Here is a 20,641-nt window from a genome sequence, read left to right on the forward strand (position 1 = left end):
GCCCATACCCCAACGGTATCCCTCCCAAGTAAATTTCCAACCATTACCTTCCGGATTCACAATTAATGCGTTAGATTTGTAGGCATAATCTACTACACTTCAGCATTATGAAATTCTTTATCGATACTGCAAACTTGCAGGAAATTCAGGAAGCGCACGACTTAGGCGTTTTAGATGGCGTAACTACTAACCCATCGCTTATGGCGAAAGAGGGTATTTTTGGCCATGATAGCGTAATGTCGCACTACAAGCAAATCTGCGAGATAGTGGATGGTGACATCAGCGCAGAAGTAATTGCAACTGATTTTGAAGGTATGGTGCGCGAAGGCGAGCTTTTGGCTGAGCTGCATCCTAACATAGTTGTAAAGGTGCCGATGATAAAAGATGGTGTTAAAGCTATCCGTTATTTCAGCGAGAAAGGCATCAAAACAAACTGTACACTAGTGTTCTCTGCCGGCCAGGCGTTGCTGGCTGCTAAGGCAGGCGCAACTTACGTGTCTCCGTTCATCGGGCGTTTGGATGATGTGTCTACAGATGGTTTACAGCTGATTGAGCAGATCGTGCATATTTATGGCAACTACGGTTATCAAACGCAGGTATTGGCAGCTTCTGTTCGCCATGTAATGCACTTAGTGCAATGCGCTGAGCTTGGAGCAGACGTAGTAACTTGCCCGCTTAAGGTTATAACTGGTTTGCTGAAGCACCCGCTAACGGATAGTGGCTTGGCCCAGTTCCTGGCTGACCACGCAAAAGGCAATAAGTAATGAATTAATGAAGGATGATTGACAGAGCTATATAAGCGTAAGCTTTTTGCATCATTTTGTTAGTCATCCTTCATTTACAATTCTGATCATGTATATTATAAAAGTAAAAGGCAAAGCCAAGATTCCGGATTATATACAGCTCCGTGATGATAATTTTGTGCTAATTGCTTACTTTAGAGCTGACAGACCACTTAAGAACCTGGACCGGTATGGTTTGGATGGAAAGGAAGATGCGCTAGCTGCGCTGATCGATTCCCTTGAGTTCGGCAAGCTTCAGAAATTAGAGATTTAATCCTTATATGAATTTTTCTACTTCCCCTGTGGTTTCGCTCCGCGAAGTCGCTATTTACCAAGATGTAAACACCATTTTAAGCAACGTTAATTTCGACATTGAAAAAGGGGAGTTCGTGTATCTGGTGGGGCGCACAGGAAGCGGGAAAAGTTCATTGCTTAAAACCCTTTACGCCGACCTGCCTCTGCTGTCTGGTTCAGCGGCTGTAGCAGATTTTAAAATATCTGATCTTCCCAAAAAGCAAGTACCATACCTCCGTCGTAAAATCGGCATCATCTTCCAAGACTTCCAGCTTTTGTTTGACAGGACAGTTGCAGATAACTTAAGTTTTGTGCTACGTGCAACCGGCTGGAAAGACAAATCAAGAGTAAAGCAGCGTATTTCGGAAGTTTTGATGCGCGTTGGTTTGGATGCCGCCGCTAATAAAATGCCACACCAGCTATCGGGGGGGGAGCAGCAGCGCATTGTAATTGCCCGTGCCTTGCTAAACGAGCCTGTTATACTTTTTGCAGATGAGCCAACCGGTAACCTGGATCCCATGGTGGCCGATGGCATTATGAAGCTTTTCGAGGAGATCAACAACAGCGGCACCGCCATACTTATGGCCACCCATAATTACGAAATTATAAACCGCTACCCGAAACGCGTCCTTAAATGCGAAAACGGGAAAGTGCTTGATTCAAAAGTAGAGCAGTTTTCGTTAACGAATGGTTACTAAGGGATCAATTCCTGTTTGTGATCAAGTATGAAAGCTATGAGGAATGCTGCAAGCGCCTTACTAAAAGCTCCCTTACATAGAGCCAGCAAGTGTTATACATCCCGAATCATCTGTCGGCAACTAAGCACCTCGTTTATAAATAACTTTTTGATAACCAGGCTTTAAAGTATTCCCTCCACTACTGACACGATTCTGTTGCCTCAGTTTTTCTTATGGGGTTTATATTGCAGGCTTAGCTTAATGGATGTAGAATTTGCTGAGCAGTTACAGTTTTTTTGATGGAAAGGCAAACATAAAAGAAGTATGCCTGCGCCCAATTGTTAATGCGAATCGGTATATTCACTCTGTAACATTAAAAGCTTTACTTATCTTTGTTATACACCTCATCAGTTATAATTTACCTGCATGGAAGACATTAAGATGGTGGACCTGAAAGCACAATATGCCAAGCTCAAACCTGAGTTGGATGCTGCTTTTAGTGCCGTGATGGAAAGTATGGAGTTTATTAATGGGCCTCAGGTTTCAAACTTTGCCCGCAGCCTGGAAGAGTACCTGCAGGTGCGCCATGCCATACCCTGTGCTAACGGAACCGATGCGCTGCAAATAGCTTTAATGGCGCTGCAACTCCCAGCTGGAGCCGAGGTGATTGTACCATCATTCAACTATGTGTCGGGGGCGGAGGTAGTGGCGTTGCTGGGTTTAAAACCTGTATTTGCCGATGTGCTGCCGGATACTTTTACTATTGATCCCGAATCGGTTAAAAAGGTTATTACTCCCGCTACAGCAGCTATTATTCCTGTGCACTTGTTTGGCCAGGGAGCTGCCATGCAGGAAATAATGGAAATTGCACAGGAGTATAAGCTATACGTAATTGAAGATAACGCCCAGTCGTTAGGGGCTGTTTATGTGCAACCAGATGAGCATGAGGTGAAACTGGGTACAATGGGGCATATCGGCACTACTTCGTTTTTTCCGAGTAAACCATTAGGTGGCATGGGCGATGGTGGGGCTGTGTTTACAAACGATGATTCGCTGGCAGAAGTAATCCGTAAAATAGCCAATCATGGACAGTCTGAAAAGTATAAATTCTCTACCATTGGCGTAAACTCACGGCTCGATACGTTACAGGCAGCTATGCTGGACGTGAAGATAAAGTATGTGGATGCGTATAATAATGCCAGGCAGGAGATTGCCCGTTTCTACGACAATGCCTTTGCCGAAACTTCTGCCGTACAGGCACCACATCGCTCAAGCCGCAGTTCCCATGTATATCACCAGTATACTATTACAGTAGCACCTGCGCTGCGTGATGAGCTTAAAGCCTACCTTCGCGATAACCATATACCAAGTATGGTTTATTACCCGGAGCCTCTCCATTTGCAGCAAGCCTATACTTACCTGGGTTTTAAATCCGGTGATTTTCCTGTGTCTGAGTTGATGAGCCAAAGTGTGTTGTCGCTGCCGATGCATTCTGAACTGAAAGAGGACCAACTGACATATATCTGCCAGCACGTGCTAGATTTCGTGAAGAACCATGGCTGAGATTTCTACACCTGAAGTTAGGTTTGCGGTTATAGGAGTGGGGCATATCGGTTATCGGCACGCACAGCTAATTTCTGAAAATCCTGGTGCTGAATTAGTAGCCTTGATAGACAGCCGGGAGGGGTTCTCTACAGAAGATGATTTTGCTGGTATACCGCGATATACCAGTTTAGATGAGTTTATACTTTCGGGTATAGCTGCTGATGTGCTTTGCGTTTGTACGCCTAATTACCTGCACCATCCGCACACGCTTCAGGCATTGGCATATGGGCTGCACGTTGTCTGCGAAAAGCCAATGGCGCTGGAAGCAACGCATTGCCAGGAAATGATTGCAGCAGCAGATGCTGCAAACCGACACATATTTTGTGTGATGCAGAACCGGTACAGTCCGCCGGCGGTGTGGCTTAAGGAGGTGGTGCAGAGTGGTGTGCTGGGGCAAGTATACCATGTACAGGTAAACTGCTTCTGGAACCGCGACGAACGCTACTACACTACAGGTGGCTGGCGTGGGGTGGCTGCTAAAGATGGTGGCACGCTCTTTACGCAGTTTAGCCATTTTGTTGATATGCTGTACTGGCTTTTCGGTGATATCCAAAATGTGAGCGGACAGTTTAAAAACTATAACCACATCGCTTTAACAGAGTTCGAGGATAGTGGATACTTACAGTTTGAGTTTGAGAATGGAGGCTTTTGTACATTCAACTTTACAACCGCTGTGCACTCGCAGAACCTGGAAAGCAGCATCACTATTATTGCTGAAAACGGAACGGTAAAAGTAGGAGGGCAGTACATGAACAGCGTTGAATACTGTGATATCCGCAATTATACTTTGCCTAATTTAAAGCCTTGCCTTCCAGCAAACAACTATGGGAACTATACCGGAAGTGCTGCTAACCACCAGTTTGTGTTTGAGAATGTAATCTCGACTTTGCGTGAGCAGACAAGTGCCACTACCAACGCGCAGGATGGGTTACGGGTGGTAAGGATGATTGAGCGAATGTATGAATTGAAAGCTTCTTCTGTCAGATTATAATTCCCAGCCTGTAGCGCTGTATACAATCTTCTTCAACCAGTCATTCATTTCAGGGTATACTTTCAGCCCCGTCATAAGTCCACCGTAAATGGATATGATCAGAGCAGAGCGAACCAGTATATCTAAAAATACATTACCTAGAAAGGGCAGCAAGTAAGATGCGCCAAGTGCTACACCAGCAATTATAGTAATGGTAAGCGAGCTCCATGCAAAAGGCTGAATTTTGTATACCCATTGCACAAAGAACAAGCGTGCCAGGTTTATGGCCACATAAGAAATCATAGATGCCATAGCTGCACCTTCTATACCATAAATTGGAATAAAAATATAGTTTGTCCAGATGGTGAGGCCGGCCAGCACAACGTTAAACAGCAAATCCCACCTGTACTTATCCGAAGTAGCCAGTATAATGCCGTTGATGCCCGTTGCCAGGTCTATGATGCGTGCCATCGACAAGAACAGCACTACATATTTGCCAGCCCTGTAAGTTTCTGGCATAAATGAGAAGAGATTATCAATATTAGCCCAGATGCCTACAAAAAGGAGCAACCCAACAATCATGTTGATGACAGTAATTTGCTTGTAGAGCCGCTCCATCTTCACCATATTCTGCTCTTTCCAGTATTCCGCTACTTGCGGGAAAGCGATCTTGAAAATGGCACGGGCAGGAACCATTATGGCGCTAGTCATGAAAAAGGCCGTTGTGTAAATGCCGTTGTCGCTCAGGCTGTAGGAGCCTATCATCACTTGGTCTACGGTAGTGATGATGGTAACAGAAATATTACCCATAAACGTGAAAAAACCATAGTAGAGCATTTCGCGAAAGGGTATTTTTTTGAGCCCAGACCAGTCCGGAAGTATAAATAATTGCTTCAGCCACATAGTATAAACCACCAGCACCAGCGCAATAGCTGAGTTAATGCCAATATACAACTGTACAAACTGGTGAAAATCCAGCCAGCCTAAAGCATAAACCGAAATCAGGAGTGTGGTAAGAACCCGGAGCAGAAACTCCTGCACAAACGAAGAAACAATTGTTTTGAAAAGTGAGCGCAGGTACGCAGTGAACAGGTTAAACAGCAGCGTAAAAAGCGACAGCGGGATGATGTAGTAGTAGTAGTCAATCAGAAGACGACTTCCTTCATCATCGTAATAATCCATTACCACCGGCTTAAACAGCAGGAAAAGCCCACTAACTACGGCAAAGCCCAGCATGGGCACAGATAGCAACAGGAAAAGAAAACCATGGTGCTTTTGCTCTTTGTTCCGGAAGTACGGAAAATAGCGCACGCTCATGTTCACAAAGCCAAGGGCCGAGAACTGCGCAAACATCATAGAAATGGAAATGATTAAACGCGTGAGGCCCACCTCTTCCTCATCCAGAAAGTTAGGAAAGAGAATGATCGTGTTTACATATCCAATCAGGATTCCGGCATAGGAAATGACGGTATTCCAGATGCCCTCGCGCTGTAATGTTTTACTCATTGGCTAATTGTAAAGCGCAAGTAAGCTAAAAGTTTAGAGTTATGGGATAATTTTAGATGTAAAGTATATTTTGGGTATGGGGAAATGATATAATCAGCGTTTGTAAGCAAAAAGGAAAATATAGTTATGGTGATATCTTAAATCCAGGCCGCAAAATGATATTATGCTCCAGTCTTACCTTTTTCCGTTTTCTCCTGCTCCCTTATTTTCTCAGCGGCTTCTGCGCAGGTCAAAAAGGAAGTGCCTTCGTCTCTAAGTTTTGTCAGGACTTGCTCCAGCACCTGCCGCCAGCTTGGAGCGCCCTTCTCCACGGGGTACTCGGAGTAGCTCGAAAAGTTTTCGTTGTGCCACAGCAGCGTGAATAAACCACCGAATTTAACGACTTCATCCACTACAGGGCTTATTGCCGCCAAAGCTTTGTCAGACTTCAAACCAAGATAGTGTATACTGTAGAGTGTAGTATCCATGAGTACAAGCGGCAACTCCAGAAAGCTGGCTGCTTTGCGAGTATTAAAATCGAAAGGGTAGAAAGGGTGGCAGAACGAATTCCGGAAACCAAAATGCTCCGAAAAGCCAAGGCTTGAGTCGTATTGCAGTTTACTTTGCTGCAGCACCTGTTCTGTGTTTTCGGGTTGATAGCAAAGGTAGTGAAAGCGATTGCCCTTTACTTGTACCGGCAGCCTACGCTGGTCTGACTTTAACTGCACCAGATCGTTAGACGTGCCAAAGCTGCCATGCAGCGCCACCTCATGCCCAGACTCTGCTACACCCTGTATCAGCTTCTGGTAGCGAGGTTTGGTAATATCATAATCTGCATTTGGGTAGCCGTTGTAAAATTGATTGCTGGGCAGGAAGAAAAGCGTTGCTTTGGCGCCATACTTTTCGGCTACTGCAGTTACTTCCGAAACATTGTCCCAGGCGTCCTTGCCTATGGCTTTACGTGCCAGCAAGGCAGCTGCATTTTTAAAATCTGTTGCTTTAAAGGCTTGTTTCCCTGCGGCGCGCCAGGCGCTGTGCAGCCGGTCTATGTCGCTGGTGAGGCAGGTGGCAAAAGTTTGCTGCCCCCATAGGCTGTGGCTAAGGTCTTTCTGGTGCACACGCTCTAATACCGACTTCAGTATATCAAAGTAATAATTAACAACCGGTTTGGTTATGAAGTTATACTTTGCCTGCACGCTGGCTTTATAAGTATAACGCCTGAACTTATCCCGTTCAGGGCCATAGTATTCCTGCCAGCCGCTTAGCAGGTAAAAAGCAGACGCAATTATGTCGTAATTTATACTTGCCGTGCCGTCTGCGTGGTATGTAACCAGTTCCTGTTCGTTGTCAGCATCAAAGAAAAATGGAATTTTCTCTCCCTTCCACTCGCGCCAAATTACCTGCTGCGGACGTGGCCTCTTCTGCTCAAAAAAGCCTCCCGTGTACTTTTTTATACTTACCCGGCTTTTGTGTACAATATCTTCTGAGGAGCTGTAATAAATTTCCAGGCTTTTCGCTTTCGGGAAGAGCAGGTAAAAGTGCTTGAGGACGTAATCTTGTTGATACAAAGTTATTTTATGACTTCGAGCCAGCCTTTATATGTTTTTTGTGTCCGGCTGCTCTTTGGGTGATAAAAATAAAATCCGGCAGGCACACGTTGTGCGGGCCATCCGTTGTGATAACGTAAATGCAACCTATAGATTTTACTGCACTTCTGAAATTTTTAGTCTGCGTTTTGTGGTGAGACTAAATAGGTAAAAGACTAGCTGTTAATGAATTCTTTCAGGTGTTTAAGGGCAAGCTCACTACTCTTTCCGTCATAAGGGCTCCCAATAACTGCATTGAAATACTGTGCACGTTTGTACACATGCGGCCTGTTAGTTAGATTTTGTTGGAGCATGCTTTGTAGTTGCCCGTATGTTGCAGCCTCATCGATCAATCCTTTCTGAATAAAGCCATAGTAATCGTGCAGTTTTTCAGAGCGGTTCATATTGAAGTAGATGGACCAGACATTCAGAAGCACCGCCTCGAGGTGAATACCCGAATTTCCGCTGAGCAATACATCCAGGTCTTTCAGGAAATCAAAAGTAGGAACCTGCCTGCTGTCGGAGAATCTGGTGTTAGGGTAAGAGCCAAGTATTTTTTCAAAATCACGATTATCGCGTGGGTGCGGGCGAAGTATAACTGTAACCTCAGGAAAGTCATTAGCCAACTGGCTTGCTAGTGCTATGATCTCTTCGGTAGCATCCATCAGATTACAGCCTACGCCGATAGATTTTATACTTTGGTTGTAAGTACGATACTTTATAAATGTATCTGCCTTGGGCATGCCTACTAACTCTACTCTGCCAGTTATGGCACCGCACAATTTATACTTGTCCAACGCATCCTGACCTTCCAGCAGGCTTAAATCATAATCAAGTGGGGGGAAAATCGGGCTTATACTTGCATGTTGGATATAAGCTGTTTTAATGCCAGCAGCTTTGGCAGCCAACAGCATGGCACGCGCATCAGCGTTATGATCGTTGGCAAACACGATGGCAGCCGGTTTATACTTTTGAAGCTTGCTCAGGTATACTTCGTAAAAGCCAATGGCATCATAAAGTATATCAGTAAAGCGATTTGTGCTCAGCTTTTTATACTTTATGAACTGGAAGTACAGCGGGAAGAATTTGTAATAGTATAATACTTTGCGGCGCAGCGAAATACGTGCAACAGCTTGATTATACTTTCCGATCTCCTTGCTCTGGCCTGCTACAAAAACAGCATTGGGTAAGCCATCTTTCAAAAAACGCAGACTGTCGTAATTGTTCTGGCTGACCACGTAAAGCCATACTTTGCCTTGTAGCTTTTGCGGCTGCTCTACCTTTTTAAACAGATTCCCGATTAGGCGAACCAAGGTATAACCAGCCATCTTAAGCAGGCGTTTTATAGGAGAAGCAGGAGAAACGGCATTTTTTGCACTTTCCGGCAGGTTATAGAAGCCTTCTGAAAAGTGCAAATGGAGAATATTACTGTAGATGGCGTACCACTTGCTCATGGGCTATACCATATCCCAGCTCAGGGGCGTACCGGCCTTGATAGCCTTGGAAGCTGCTTTGCCCAGCAGTTCCTCATAGTGCTTCGGCGCCAGCCCCAGCCCCGGACGGATCACACGGATATTTTCCTTTGTAAAGGCCTCACCGGCAGCAATGTCTTTGGCGGCATATACTGAACGCTTGAACAGGCGACTTTTCTCTTCTGCGCGTTGCACGCCGTACTGCACATGCCCCAATGCCTGCCATGCCCGCTCAGACTCCACCACCAGCGCATGCAGCTCCTGCGGTTCTAGTGAGAAAGCAGAATCCACGCCTCCATCTGCTCGTAACAGGGTAAAGTGTTTCTCGATAACCGTTGCGCCCAAAGCTACAGCAGCCACAGCGGCACCCACACCCATGGTGTGGTCAGAGAGGCCCACCTGCACATCAAACAACTCACGCATGTGCGGAATGGTTGCCAGATTAGTGTTCGCTGGAGTAGAAGGGTAGGTGCTGGTGCATTTTAAAAGTATAAACTGCTCGCAGCCTGCCTCGCGTAATACGCGCACGGCCTCGTCTAATTCGGTAAGCGTGGCAGCTCCTGTACTCATAATCACCGGTTTGCCTGTGGCGGCCACTTTGCGCAGCAGCGGGTGGTCGGTGTTCTCGAAAGAGGCGATCTTATAAACCGGCGCACCGAGCTCTTCCAGAAAATCAACGGCAGACTCATCAAAAGGAGAGGAGAAAGCGATTAAGTCACGCTCTTTTGCCCTGTCGAAAATTGGCTGGTGCCACTCCCAGGGCGTGTAAGCTTCTTTGTAGAGGTCGTATAGTTCACGGCCCTTCCAAAGCGAGTTCTCGTCCTCAATGGTGAAGGCGCCCGGCAAGGTCATGGTGTCGGCGGTGTAGGTTTGCAGCTTAATGGCGTCGGCACCGGCATCGGCGGCGGCATCTACAATGGCCAGGGCACGCTCCAGGGAGTGGTTGTGGTTGCCCGACATCTCTGCAATGATAAATGGCTTGTGACCCGGACCCACCAATCGGCCCGCAATTTTTATATCTTTGATCATGTTTAAATCTATTTTATACTTTCCGGGTGCAACTCAAAGCGGTGCGCCTGCGGGTACTTTGAATCTGGTGTGCCGTAGCTGAAGCCGGCTTTCTCAAAAGCTCTCACCGAGGCCATGTTCTCTTGCTGCACCAGCCCCTCCACCAGGTTAAGTTCAGGGGTTTGCTGCAGGAGTTTTGCCACCCCTTTTTGCAGGACCACATGGCCAAGGCCTTTCCCCCTGAAGCCATCGCTAATTAAATAACTGATCACCGCTTTGCCGTTTAGGAGTTCAAACCGGATATGGGCTGCCGGCTCTCCGTCAGTTTCCGCAATATATAGCTTTGTCTGTTTATCTTCCAGTTTTGTGTGCAGCCAGCGGGTATGGCTCTCTAAAAGTATGGGGTTCGGGTTGAAGGAGTGTTTGCGCACCTCCGGATCGTTTGCCCAGTCGAACAGCAGTAGCAGGTCATCTTCGGTGGCCTCACGCATTCTGATACTTGTTGCCAACGCCATATTATGGAACACCTGCAGCAGTCTTTCATCCGACTTTCCATCGAAATGCTGGCGCTGTGTTTTTACAGCCTGCGCAAAGGTTATAGTCAGATCAGTTTTTATACTTTCTTGGAGTTGTTCATACTTTTGCGCAATACCGTTTTGTGTCAGGTAAGTATATAGCCCTTCCTGGTTATCAGCTGTCTGAAGTATAAAAAGCAAACCGCCCACAGAAGCATATTCGTAAGCCACGCCGCTGGCTGAGGTAACGGCAAGGACACAGTTCTGCATCAGTTCGCACATCTGCTCTGCGCTGAGATTCTGGTGCAGGCTATACTTTGGGTTTTGGTGCAGCCAGTTCTGTAATTCGGGCAGGTGCTGATAGGCGCTGCCAACGATTATCTCTACCTTATTTATACTTTGGATACTCTCCAGCTCCCTGGCAATTTGTAAAGTATGGTTTTGCGGATCGGCCCCGCCCAGGTTCAGGAATACACGCACAGCACCAGCTGGCAATACTCTTTCAGATTTCGCAGCCTCTAAAAATGGTGTTCTGAGCAAGGCATACGTTGGGCCGAGCAAAAGCTTGGTGTAAGAGGCTGTTTTATACTTGGCCGCATCCACGCCTCCAGCCTGGTTAAGTAGGACATCGGCCACAAAAGTATAACTATGGATGTCGTCGATGCAGAAAAGCTGGCAGCCTTTGCGTTTTACACTTTGTTGATAGGCTGTATTAAAATTGTAGCCATCCAGCACCACCAGCACGTCTTCGGCAATATAAGCATCAAGCTCATGTATAAACCTTTCCTCGTCGTGGTGGCAGGCCGGTAGTATAATTACGCCCTCGCAAACATCCTTTATTTGCTCCTGCAACTCCTGGCTGGGTGCCTGAATGGCAAACACGCACTCAAAGTCGTGGCGGAGCATCTGGGCTAGGGCAAGCGATCGTACCACGTGGCCCAGGCCAATCTGGCTGTTGCCATCTGCACGGAAAATGATGCGGGTTCTGGAATTCACTTTAGTACCTCCTGTAGTTTCTGTAGCACACGGGTGTAGCCGCCTTCCTGTAATGCTTTGGCAGCGCTTGAAAACTCATCGGCTTCGTTGGCAAAGGCCTGCCGCTGCTGGTTTTGTGTATTAACGTTGGCCAGCCATCCATGTTCCTGCAAAAGCTTTTCTATATCAGTAAACTCAAAAAGCTTGTTTTGCTGATACAGCCTGTCGTAAAGCAAGTTTGCTAAAGCGTAATCAGAAGGATAATCAACAGTAAGGCGCAGCGATTTCAGAGTTGATGTATAGTTTATACTTTGTCTGTTAAAACCCTGCTCTCTGCGGATGTATGGCGTTACGTGTTCCCGGTCTGCCGCCTCGGTTGCCTCTCTTGCTGCACGTGCTAAGGCTGAAAAAGCCATTACTTCTATGTTGGTGCCAAGCGGAAGGCCTTCTGTTATAGTATAATCCGCACCTGCAGCCAAATGTTTTGTAACAGCTTCGTCTATGATCTCCGGCATAATGAACGGGTTATCGCCTGTCAGTCTCACCACCGCATCCAGTTTATACTTTTGAGCAGTCGTATAGAATCTTTCCAGCACATCATCCTCTGAGCCCCTGAAGCATTCTACTTGGTTGTCCTGGCAGAAAGTATGGATGGCATCATCTGATGGTTTTTCAGTTGTGGCTACGATAACGGTAGCTATACTTTGAGCTGCCTTTGCGCGTGTTACCACCTGTTGTAGCAGGGTAGGGCCGCCACTAAACGGAAGAGGCAGAAGCGCTTTATTAGGTAAACGCTCCGATCCTAAACGAGCCTGTATAATGGCGCCAACTGTTACCATGCCGTCCAGCCTCCATCTATTACCATGTTCTGTCCTGTCATAAACGCCGACGCATCTGAGGCAAGGTATACAAAGGCTCCTTTCAGATCTTCGGGCTTGCCTATTCTGCCAAGCGGGTTCTTTTTCTTGAGTTGTGCTACGAAAGCCTCGTTTTGTTGTACTACATCGCTTGGGAACGGGCCTGGCGTTACAGCATTTACCCTGATGTTGGACTTGCCCAGGTAGCAGGCAAAATATTTTGTTAACTGCAGTACGCCAGCCTTGGCAGCTCCGTAGTGCGGCGGGTTCAGGAAAGCAGGGCTCTCGTCGTAAATACTGAAGTCAGGGGATACCATGCCGTACATAGACGACACGTTGATGATGCTGCCTCCGCTGGTTTTAAAGTATGGCACAACTTCTCTGATGCAACGGTACACGCTATTCAGATTCCCATCGATGCCAAAAGCCCATTCCTCATCGGTTAAAGCTTCCGGGTTTTGCCCTTTTGAGTAAAAAGCGTTGTTTACCAGTACATCCAGTTTTCCCTCTGCAGCCTCAATGGCTGCAAAGGCATTTTTTATACTTTGGGTATCAGCAATGTCACATTCCCGGAACTGAATGGAAACATGCGCCTTATTCGTGAAAGCCTCTTCGAATTTGTCTTTGCTCCGGCCCAGCACGTATACTTTTGCCCCGGCCTCTGCCAATCCTTCCGTAATGGCTGTGCCCAGGTGGCCGTATCCGCCTGTTACCAAGGCTACTTTATTAGAGAGGTTAAATAAGGTGTTCACGTTTGTGCTCATGCTTTTGCCCAGTTATAGGGTAAAATAATGTTTTCGTCTTGCTCCTCAAAATCCTGGAGTGCAAGTATGAGTTCTTTCGGAGGTTGGGTAGAGGTAAAAGATATATTTTCTTCCAGGGTCTGCAAATTCTCCACACCTACCACAACGTTTATAATGTATTCATTTTGAAGTACAAAGCCCATCAGCATTGCGCCTATTGGTAAGTTATACTTTTCCGCGAGTTGTTGGAGCGCCTTAACTTTAGGTGCTGCTTTTTGCAGGTGTGCAGGAATAGCATCAGGCTGCATAAAGTATAGACCTTGCAGGTAAACAGACCGCACGTGCGTTTCTATACCTTTCCAGCGTAACTCCGGAAGTATACTTTCGAAGCGCCTATCGAACACGCTGTAAGGAAATTGCACGATGTCTATGGGAGCATCAGCCTTTAAAAGTATTTCAGCTTCTGCGGGATGGTAAAGCGATACACCTGCTTTCTCAATTTTGTCCGCTGCTTTTAGCTGCAGGAGCTCATCGATAACAGCCGGGTTTTCCGCGTAAGTGCTGAAGCTGTGCAACAGGTAACCATATATTTTTTTCTGGCCCAGCCGCTGCAACGACTCCTCAAAAGCTCGGTTTATACTTTTACCGGGCTCATTGGGAGGGTATTTTGTGATGATTTTGAAGCCACTTTTCCCCTGCAGAGCCTTGCCTATACTTGTCTCACTTTCGCCGTAGGCAGCTGCTGTATCTAAGGTAGTAATGCCAGCCTCAGCAGCTTTAGTAAGTATAGCATCTACTTCAGCTTGCGTAATCTGGCCACGCGTGTTGCTGATGCCATAGTCAAGGCCGAATTGTGCGGTGCCTAAAATAAGTTTATATAAATTCTCAGCCTTAGTCACTAGCCAACAAACTCCTTTACCTTCTCAATCACAAACTCTTGTTCGTCCTGCGTCAGGCTTGGGTACATGGGCAGGCTCAGGCAAGCGGCGTAGTATGTTTCAGCCTCGGGGTAATCGCCTTTCTGGTGGCCCAGGTTGCGGTAGTAGGGCATCAGGTGGGCGGGGATGTAGTGCACCTGCGCGAAGATGTTGTGCTGGCGCAGGTAATCATACAGGCCAATGCGGTCAGCTACCTGGATTACGTACAGGTGGTAGGCGTGGCCGGTGCCCTCAGCGTCTAATGCCTCCGGACTAGTGCCTAATACAGTAATGCCTTTGTGGTTTTCGAAAGCATTATCGTATACTTTGGCAATGCCTCTTCTGCGGGCAAGGCCGGCCTCAGCGCGCTGCAGCTGCGAAATACCCAAGGCGCAGAGCATGTCCGGAATACGATAGTTATAGCCCAGTTCCTGCATTTCCATGTACCAGCCGCCGTGGTTCTCCTCCATCAGGTTCGGGTCGCGGGTGATGCCGTGGGTACGCAGCTTCAGCAGTTCCTGGTACAGTTTCTCGTCGTTGGTGGTTACCATGCCACCTTCGCCGGTGGCGATGTGCTTTACCGGGTGAAACGAGAAAATAGCCAGATCGGCATACTTCCCGTTGCCGCACAGCTGTTTTTCGCCCTTGCTGTCGATGAAGTAACCGCCGGGTGCGTGGCAGGCATCTTCTATGATCCAGAGGCCATGCTCGTCAGCTAGCTGGCGGTACTCCTCCAGGTTTACCGGGTTGCCGGCAAAATCCACGGGAATGATACCAGCATAGTAGCCTTTCGGTTTACTCTCCAGCTTCTGGCGCACTTTGTTTATGTCGAGCAGGGCAGTTTCTGGGTTGATATCGGCAAACTCTACGGTGCCGCCGCAGTAGCGCACGCAGTTGGCTGAGGCCACAAAGGTAATAGGAGTGGTAATGACCCTCGACTCTTCGTTCACGCCCAATGCCATAGTGCACAGGTGCAGCGCCGCCGTTCCGTTTGAGCAAGCCACCGCATACTTTGCACCCACATACTCGGCAAATGCCTGCTCAAACTCCAGCACCTTAGGCCCTTGTGTTAAAAAGTCCGACTGCAGGGTTTCCACTACCGCCGCAATATCTTCTTCGGTGATGTGCTGGCGGCCATAGGGGATGGGGCGGTAGTGCTGTTCTGAGTTCATTCGTTCAGAATTATGAATTAGGAATTATAAATGCTGAATGAAAACCAATTCAACATTCATTATCAATAATTAAACGCTAAAGTTTTTATCAACGTGCTGTTTTATCTGCTCGCGCAGCTGCTCCACAGATAGCCACTCGGTGTTGGTGCCGGAGTTATACTTAAAGCCCAGTTCGGTCATTTTGCCGTTGTGTGCCTTCAAAAATTCTTCGGTGCTCCAGATCGGGGTAGACGGAAGTATAACGTAGTACTTGTCCAACTCTACGGTGTTCAGCGAGTCGGTTTCGGTAATCATCTCCTCGTGCAGCTTCTCACCGGGGCGAATGCCTACAACCTCCTGCTCGCAGTTAGGGCCAATGGCCTCTGCCACGTCTGTGATGCGGTACGAAGGAATTTTTGGTACAAAGATCTCACCTCCCCAATGATGCTCCAGCGCATGGAACACCAGCTCCACACCCTCCTCCAGGGAGATGTTAAAGCGGGTCATGTCAGGGTGGGTGATTGGTAGAACGCCCTCTTTACGCTTGTTCAGGAAGAATGGAACCACGGAGCCTCTCGAGCCGATCACGTTGCCGTAGCGAACCACCGAGAAACGGATGTCGCGTTTGCCGCGCATGTTATTTGCCGCCACAAAAAGCTTGTCAGAGCAAAGCTTGGTGGCACCGTACAGGTTTATCGGGGCAGCAGCTTTGTCTGTAGAGAGTGCCACCACGTCTTTCACGCCAGAATCGAGAGCAGCGTTGATGATGTTTTCGGCACCTAGCACGTTGGTTTTGATGCACTCCATTGGGTTGTACTCGGCAGCCGGTACTTGTTTCATGGCGGCGGCGTGCACGATGATATCGATACCCTCGCAGGCACGCTTAAAACGCTCCCCGTCGCGCACATCGCCAATAAAATAACGGATAGAGCTGTACTTGCTGTGCGGGAAAGTCTGCGACATCTCAAACTGCTTCAGCTCGTCGCGCGAGTAAATTACCAGTCGCTTCACGTTCGGGAAACGCGCATACACCATTTCCACGAATTTCTTGCCGAACGAGCCTGTGCCGCCTGTTACTAATATAGCCTTGTTGTTAAGGTCTAATGCCATTCTCTAAATTTATGCTTTATACCACAGGTGTGCTTTCGTCACCCATTATGCTGCAAGTTAAATATTATGTAGGTGAATTACTGTATGGTTAAATTGTTTAATCAGGATTTTTATGATTAGAAATGATCCACAGGATTATCTTTTAGTACAACTGCAGACGCTCACAGGTCTGGGTGACGCTGTGGGGCATTCCACTTTTAACTCTTAACTCTCAACTTTTAACTAAAATCCCTATCTTTCCGGCTATACTTCCAATCAAAGATGTTAAAGAAACTGCTGTTTAAATTGCTGCATGGGGCTGGTTACTATTTTCGTTATACTTCGGTGCTACACCACCCAGGGAAACAAATGATGGCGCCAAGTGCGGTTTTACAGTTTGATGATACTGAGCGGGCATTTTTGGAGCAATCAGCGGAAAGCTTTAACTATAGTATAGATTACAGCCTGGGCCACCGCACTAAAGCGCAATATTTGGTGCACCTGCGCGATGTGGATTTTTTAGGCAACTCTGGTGCTGTGGTACTGGACGGTAAGCTGGTAGTAGAGTCGGTATTTGATGTGAGTCGCCTGGCTAAGACTCCTGCCTTTAAAACGCCGGCTTTGCTTTGGCCAACGAATAAATCCGGACTCTATACTTCGGTGCTGCATTTGCCCTGGGCTGAAAACAATAACTACCATTGGTTTTTCGATTGCCTGCCGCGGCTATACTTCCTCCTTAGCACAGTGCAGGAGTCTATCAAGATCATCATGCGCCCGGATCTGCCTCCATATCAACTGCAGACCTTACAATTTATACTTGCTGATTACCCACAGGCTGAAATAGTGTTTATAGGCAAGCACGAGAAATGGCAATTGCAGGAGTTTATACTTCCATCGTTTGTGGCTAACCCGCAGAGCGGCTACCTGCCTCAGCCGGTTGGGCAATGGCTACGCGAAAAAATATGGCGAGGCTACCACATAAAATCCACAGTACCTAAAAAGCGTATCTATATTAGTAGGTCCAATGCCAGAACACGCCGTGTAGTAAACGAGCAGGAGCTTGTGCCCATACTTGCATCGTACGGTTTTGAGGTAGTACGCCCCGAAGAAATGACTTACCAGCAGCAGGTACAGCTGTTTTTTGATGCCGAAGCGGTAATTGCCCCTCATGGTGCCGGACTGACAAACCTGCTGTTCTCGGAGCAATGCAAAGTTTTAGAGTTACACCCGGCAAACCTGATCAAAACGCACTACTTTCTGCTATGTAAAGGCCTTGGTTTTGAATATAGTGCTGTTGTGGGTACTGTAGGAGACAGGCTGGAGAATTACGCAGTAGAGGTGCGGGAGGTAGAGACGTGGCTGGCCGCTTTATAGTTTGCTGCTGTTATTTTACCCTGCTTTAGCGATTAAAAATAGCTTTTTCTATATATAAACTATTTTTTTTACTTAAAGTATTATGTAATAACCAAACAGAAAATATTCCTAACTTACACCATTGAATCTCATCTGCGCAGACTTATGCCTGCTTAGATACAAATTACGCTTTAGTGAAACATATTCATATCGTTACCTTCGATGTTCCCTTTCCTGCCAACTATGGGGGCGTTATCGATGTCTTTTACAGGTTAAAGGCATTGAGCAAGGTAGGCGTACATGTGCACCTGCATTGCTACGAAAACGGTAGAGAACAGTCTGAGGAGCTTGAAAAGATATGCTATAAAGTACATTATTATAAGCGGTCACTTCACCCTGTTAAATTATTCGATCTTACTCCCTTTATTGTAAATACCCGCGCTAACAAAGCCTTGCTTGGAAACCTGTTAAAAGATAATTACCCAATACTTTTCGAAGGATTGCATGCTACGCATTTACTTAAGCACAGCCAGTTACAGGACAGGTACAAAATTGTTAGAGCACATAACATTGAGCATGAATATTACTGGCACTTGTGCAAAGCGGAGAGCAATACGTTCCTGAAATTGTTTTTTGCCACAGAAGCTTTTAAGCTAAAGCTTTATGAACATGTGCTTGCATATGCAAACGTAGTGCTTGCTATTACAGAGGATGACCGCCACTACCTGAAACGTTACGGGAAGGTAGTACATATACCTGCTTTTCATCCTGACCAGTTTTCTAAAACAGCAAGTGCAATAGGTAAAGGCGTATTGTACCATGGCAACCTCTCTGTAAGCGAAAACAGAAAAGCCGTGCTGTATCTGTTAAAGAACGTCTTCAATAAGTTAAGTTTACCGGTTATAATTGCAGGCAAAAACCCTTGCAAGCAAATCCTGAAAGAGGCAGCCAAACTGAAGCATGTAACGGTAAAAGCCAATCCGTCTGATAGCGAAATGCTGCATTACATAAACGAGGCGCAGGTAAATGTACTGGTTACGTTTCAGTCAACGGGTATCAAATTAAAGCTTCTCAACAGCTTGCTAAAAGGCAGGCATTGCGTGGTTAACAATGCCATGATCGAGAAAACCGGTTTAGAAAGCACATGTACGGTTGCAAACTCACCTGAGGCTATTGTCAATGCCATCAACGAGTTATACTCCAAGCCTTACACCGATACAGAGCATGCCAGGCGAAAATCCATTTTTCAGGAGCTTTATTCTAACCAAAATAGTGTGGCTCAGATTATTGGCCTCTACGACGAAAGCCAAGCAGTAAGGTTATCTGCAAATACACACTATGTGCCGGTTAGCCCTAAGCTCGCTGCATCACCAGTTCTTTTATCACCTTCGCCAACTCCGCAGTTAGCGCTTTCCGCGAAAACCGACTGTGATTAATAAGCGGTAAGTCCAGGTTTGGATTTATTTTCCAGGCTTTGCTCATTTGCGTCATGTGGTCTAACATCAGGTCGTAGGCAGCATAATGGAACAAACGTCCTGCGCCGCACTCATCAATTATGTGGTCCATAGCCGAGTGTACGGGGCCAAGCGCCACAATAGGCTTGTTGGATGCCAGGTACTCAAACAGTTTGCCGGGTACGTTGGTGTGGTCGGCGTCTACATCAGCAACAGACAACAGTAATACTGTGCTTTCCATCATGTGCTTTATCGCCTCCTGGTGCGGCACGTAAGGTATAAATTCGGTTATTCCCAGAACACCAGCCTTTTCAATGCGCTTTTTCACGCCCTCTGATACTTTACCCACAAAACGCAGCTTATAGTTAATCTCGCTGTGTATCGACAACAGGTGCGCGATCACCTTCAGGAAAACATCTATGTTGTAGTTCTCCGTTATAGTGCCGGTAAAGGTAATCAGAAATGCATCTTTTGGCGGATTTGATGGAAAAACAAAGTCATCTTCATCATATCCGTTCGGAATCACATGGATTTTGTCCGGGTTTATACTTGCCGGCTTGTGCATGAAAAGTCGCTTGGTGTCTTCGCTGGTTACTAGTATCGCATCAGCCTGCTCCAGCACCTGGCGCTCATACTTCTGGTCCAGGCGTTTGGCTATGGGCGTGTGGTAGAGTTGGTCGTAGTAGTGTATGTTTGTCCAGGGGTCGCGCAGGTCGGCGATCCAGGGCAGCTTATACTTTTGCTTCAGCTTCAGGCCGATAAGTTGCGTAGAGTGTGGCGGGCTAGTGGTAAGTATAACACTATACTTGCCCGTTGGCAGTAACTCGTCAGCTTTTGCAATGGCATGCTTGTTCCAGCCTACACGGGCATCTGGTATAAACAGGTTGCCGCGCACAAACTTAAACACCTTGTCCATTAAAGTATCCTTTGACTTTTGGTTTGCAAAGCCGCTGTAAGGGATTTCTTTTTTGCCAGATAGTTTCTTATAATACTCAAAAGGCTCAGAGGTGCTAGTGCGGTATACTTCCAGCCCTTCGGGAATCTCGCTTTCGAAAGTTTTATCCAACAGGGGGTAAGAGGCTTGTTTCTCGTCTACGGTAAGTGCAGTAGGCTGCACACCAAACTGGGGCAGGTACTTGCAGAATTTAAGTCCACGTTGCACACCTGGCCCTCCGGAAGGCGGCCAGTAATAGGATATGTATAACAGGTTTGTCTGGTCAGTTTTTTCCAAAGCAGTATCAGCTTTTCATTCGTCTCAAATATAAAAATATTATTACGGTATGCAGCGTGTGCTGTTTAAAATGGTTGGTTGTTGGTTCGTAATGAGCGGTATTTCTTTCTGGATATGTAATTACAATTAGCTAGCTTTTCGCCTCGCCGGCTGGGCCTTACTTTTCTCCTTGATGAGAAAAGTAAGCAAAAGAATCAAGACGGACCAAACTCGCTGAACGCTCAAATAGTGGACCGTCGTAAAGTGCACCTGGCCAAAGCCGTTGCTTTGTAGCAACAAGGGGTATTGATACTTGCTTACCAATTGCTAAAGCCGCTATCCAAGAAGTGTTAATCTCAGTCTTTGTGTTGAGCGCCTTCTAGGTTTCTGGTGACGAGCGCAAGCGAGGCAGGCCGAGGCACGAGGGCAGGAAAGATAGACAGCGCGATGCGCAAAGACGGGGCCTCCCGGCCTGAGGGCACCAAAGCCAAAGGTGAA

The 20,641-nt window shown here is 46.9% G+C and carries 18 protein-coding genes; 7 read left to right on the forward strand and 11 right to left on the reverse strand.

The features are described from left to right. The first annotated feature begins 107 nt into the window (after window positions 1-107). The 5 genes from fsa to Q1A23_RS14335 all read left to right on the forward strand — a co-directional run bounded on the left by fsa (window position 108) and on the right by Q1A23_RS14335 (window position 4,349). Window positions 108-764 (forward strand): fructose-6-phosphate aldolase, encoded by a 657-nt coding sequence (fsa, locus tag Q1A23_RS14315; RefSeq protein WP_299824471.1) that lies wholly within the window; start codon window positions 108-110, stop codon window positions 762-764. An 88-nt stretch (window positions 765-852) separates the two neighbouring features. Beyond that, window positions 853-1,056 (forward strand): fructose-6-phosphate aldolase, encoded by a 204-nt coding sequence (locus Q1A23_RS14320; protein ID WP_299824472.1) that lies wholly within the window; start codon window positions 853-855, stop codon window positions 1,054-1,056. A gap of 7 nt (window positions 1,057-1,063) precedes the next feature. Then, window positions 1,064-1,774 carry an ATP-binding cassette domain-containing protein gene (locus Q1A23_RS14325; RefSeq protein ID WP_299824474.1) on the forward strand — a complete coding sequence of 237 codons (711 nt, stop codon included), beginning with the start codon at window positions 1,064-1,066 and terminating at the stop codon, window positions 1,772-1,774. A gap of 405 nt (window positions 1,775-2,179) precedes the next feature. Beyond that, window positions 2,180-3,316 (forward strand): DegT/DnrJ/EryC1/StrS family aminotransferase, encoded by a 1,137-nt coding sequence (locus Q1A23_RS14330; RefSeq protein WP_299824476.1) that lies wholly within the window; start codon window positions 2,180-2,182, stop codon window positions 3,314-3,316. Then, window positions 3,309-4,349 (forward strand): Gfo/Idh/MocA family oxidoreductase, encoded by a 1,041-nt coding sequence (locus tag Q1A23_RS14335; RefSeq protein WP_299824478.1) that lies wholly within the window; start codon window positions 3,309-3,311, stop codon window positions 4,347-4,349. The genes Q1A23_RS14330 and Q1A23_RS14335 overlap by 8 nt, the downstream gene beginning before the upstream one ends. Here Q1A23_RS14335 and Q1A23_RS14340 read toward each other — a convergent pair. The 10 genes from Q1A23_RS14340 to pseB all read right to left on the reverse strand — a co-directional run bounded on the left by Q1A23_RS14340 (window position 4,344) and on the right by pseB (window position 16,147). Next, window positions 4,344-5,834 carry an oligosaccharide flippase family protein gene (locus Q1A23_RS14340; RefSeq protein WP_299824480.1) on the reverse strand — a complete coding sequence of 497 codons (1,491 nt, stop codon included), beginning with the start codon at window positions 5,832-5,834 and terminating at the stop codon, window positions 4,344-4,346. The two genes, Q1A23_RS14335 and Q1A23_RS14340, sit on opposite strands and share 6 nt — an antisense overlap. A gap of 161 nt (window positions 5,835-5,995) precedes the next feature. Beyond that, window positions 5,996-7,381: a polysaccharide deacetylase family protein gene (locus Q1A23_RS14345; protein WP_299824482.1), complete on the reverse strand. Its 1,386-nt coding sequence runs from the start codon at window positions 7,379-7,381 to the stop codon at window positions 5,996-5,998. Between the two features lie 194 nt (window positions 7,382-7,575). Beyond that, complete coding sequence (locus tag Q1A23_RS14350) at window positions 7,576-8,853, reverse strand: hypothetical protein (RefSeq protein WP_299824484.1); 1,278 nt, start codon at window positions 8,851-8,853, stop codon at window positions 7,576-7,578. A 3-nt stretch (window positions 8,854-8,856) separates the two neighbouring features. Further along, the gene (gene pseI, locus Q1A23_RS14355; RefSeq protein ID WP_299824486.1) at window positions 8,857-9,900 is read right to left on the reverse strand and encodes a pseudaminic acid synthase; all 1,044 of its coding nucleotides are present in this window, start codon (window positions 9,898-9,900) and stop codon (window positions 8,857-8,859) included. An 8-nt stretch (window positions 9,901-9,908) separates the two neighbouring features. Next, window positions 9,909-11,390 carry a UDP-2,4-diacetamido-2,4,6-trideoxy-beta-L-altropyranose hydrolase gene (gene pseG / locus Q1A23_RS14360; protein WP_299824488.1) on the reverse strand — a complete coding sequence of 494 codons (1,482 nt, stop codon included), beginning with the start codon at window positions 11,388-11,390 and terminating at the stop codon, window positions 9,909-9,911. Next, window positions 11,387-12,208: a glycosyltransferase family protein gene (locus Q1A23_RS14365; RefSeq protein WP_299824490.1), complete on the reverse strand. Its 822-nt coding sequence runs from the start codon at window positions 12,206-12,208 to the stop codon at window positions 11,387-11,389. The genes pseG and Q1A23_RS14365 overlap by 4 nt, the downstream gene beginning before the upstream one ends. After that, entirely contained in the window at window positions 12,202-12,990 is a 789-nt protein-coding gene (locus Q1A23_RS14370) for an SDR family oxidoreductase (RefSeq protein WP_299824492.1), read from the reverse strand. Before Q1A23_RS14370 ends, Q1A23_RS14365 begins: the two co-directional genes overlap by 7 nt. Beyond that, window positions 12,987-13,868, reverse strand: a complete 882-nt coding sequence (locus tag Q1A23_RS14375; RefSeq protein ID WP_299824494.1) for an aldo/keto reductase — start codon at window positions 13,866-13,868, stop codon at window positions 12,987-12,989. Before Q1A23_RS14375 ends, Q1A23_RS14370 begins: the two co-directional genes overlap by 4 nt. Then, window positions 13,868-15,058 (reverse strand): UDP-4-amino-4,6-dideoxy-N-acetyl-beta-L-altrosamine transaminase, encoded by a 1,191-nt coding sequence (gene pseC, locus Q1A23_RS14380; RefSeq protein WP_299824496.1) that lies wholly within the window; start codon window positions 15,056-15,058, stop codon window positions 13,868-13,870. The genes Q1A23_RS14375 and pseC overlap by 1 nt, the downstream gene beginning before the upstream one ends. Window positions 15,059-15,127: 69 nt before the next feature. Further along, window positions 15,128-16,147 (reverse strand): UDP-N-acetylglucosamine 4,6-dehydratase (inverting), encoded by a 1,020-nt coding sequence (gene pseB / locus Q1A23_RS14385; RefSeq protein WP_299824498.1) that lies wholly within the window; start codon window positions 16,145-16,147, stop codon window positions 15,128-15,130. A 261-nt stretch (window positions 16,148-16,408) separates the two neighbouring features. Here pseB and Q1A23_RS14390 point away from each other — a divergent pair, with 261 nt between their 5' ends. Together Q1A23_RS14390 and Q1A23_RS14395 are read left to right on the forward strand one after the other, a co-directional pair. Continuing rightward, a complete protein-coding gene (locus tag Q1A23_RS14390) occupies window positions 16,409-17,500 on the forward strand; it encodes a glycosyltransferase 61 family protein (RefSeq protein WP_299824500.1) in 1,092 nt (363 codons plus the stop codon). Between the two features lie 173 nt (window positions 17,501-17,673). Continuing rightward, complete coding sequence (locus Q1A23_RS14395) at window positions 17,674-18,915, forward strand: glycosyltransferase (protein WP_299824502.1); 1,242 nt, start codon at window positions 17,674-17,676, stop codon at window positions 18,913-18,915. Here the strand turns inward: Q1A23_RS14395 and Q1A23_RS14400 are convergent. Next, on the reverse strand, window positions 18,833-20,164 hold the full coding sequence (locus tag Q1A23_RS14400) for a glycosyltransferase family 4 protein (RefSeq protein ID WP_299824503.1): 1,332 nt from the start codon (window positions 20,162-20,164) through the stop codon (window positions 18,833-18,835). The genes Q1A23_RS14395 and Q1A23_RS14400 overlap by 83 nt on opposite strands. Window positions 20,165-20,641: the final 477 nt, after the last annotated feature.

Origin of the sequence: uncultured Pontibacter sp. (assembly GCF_947492645.1) — a bacterium.
GTDB lineage: Bacteria > Bacteroidota > Bacteroidia > Cytophagales > Hymenobacteraceae > Pontibacter.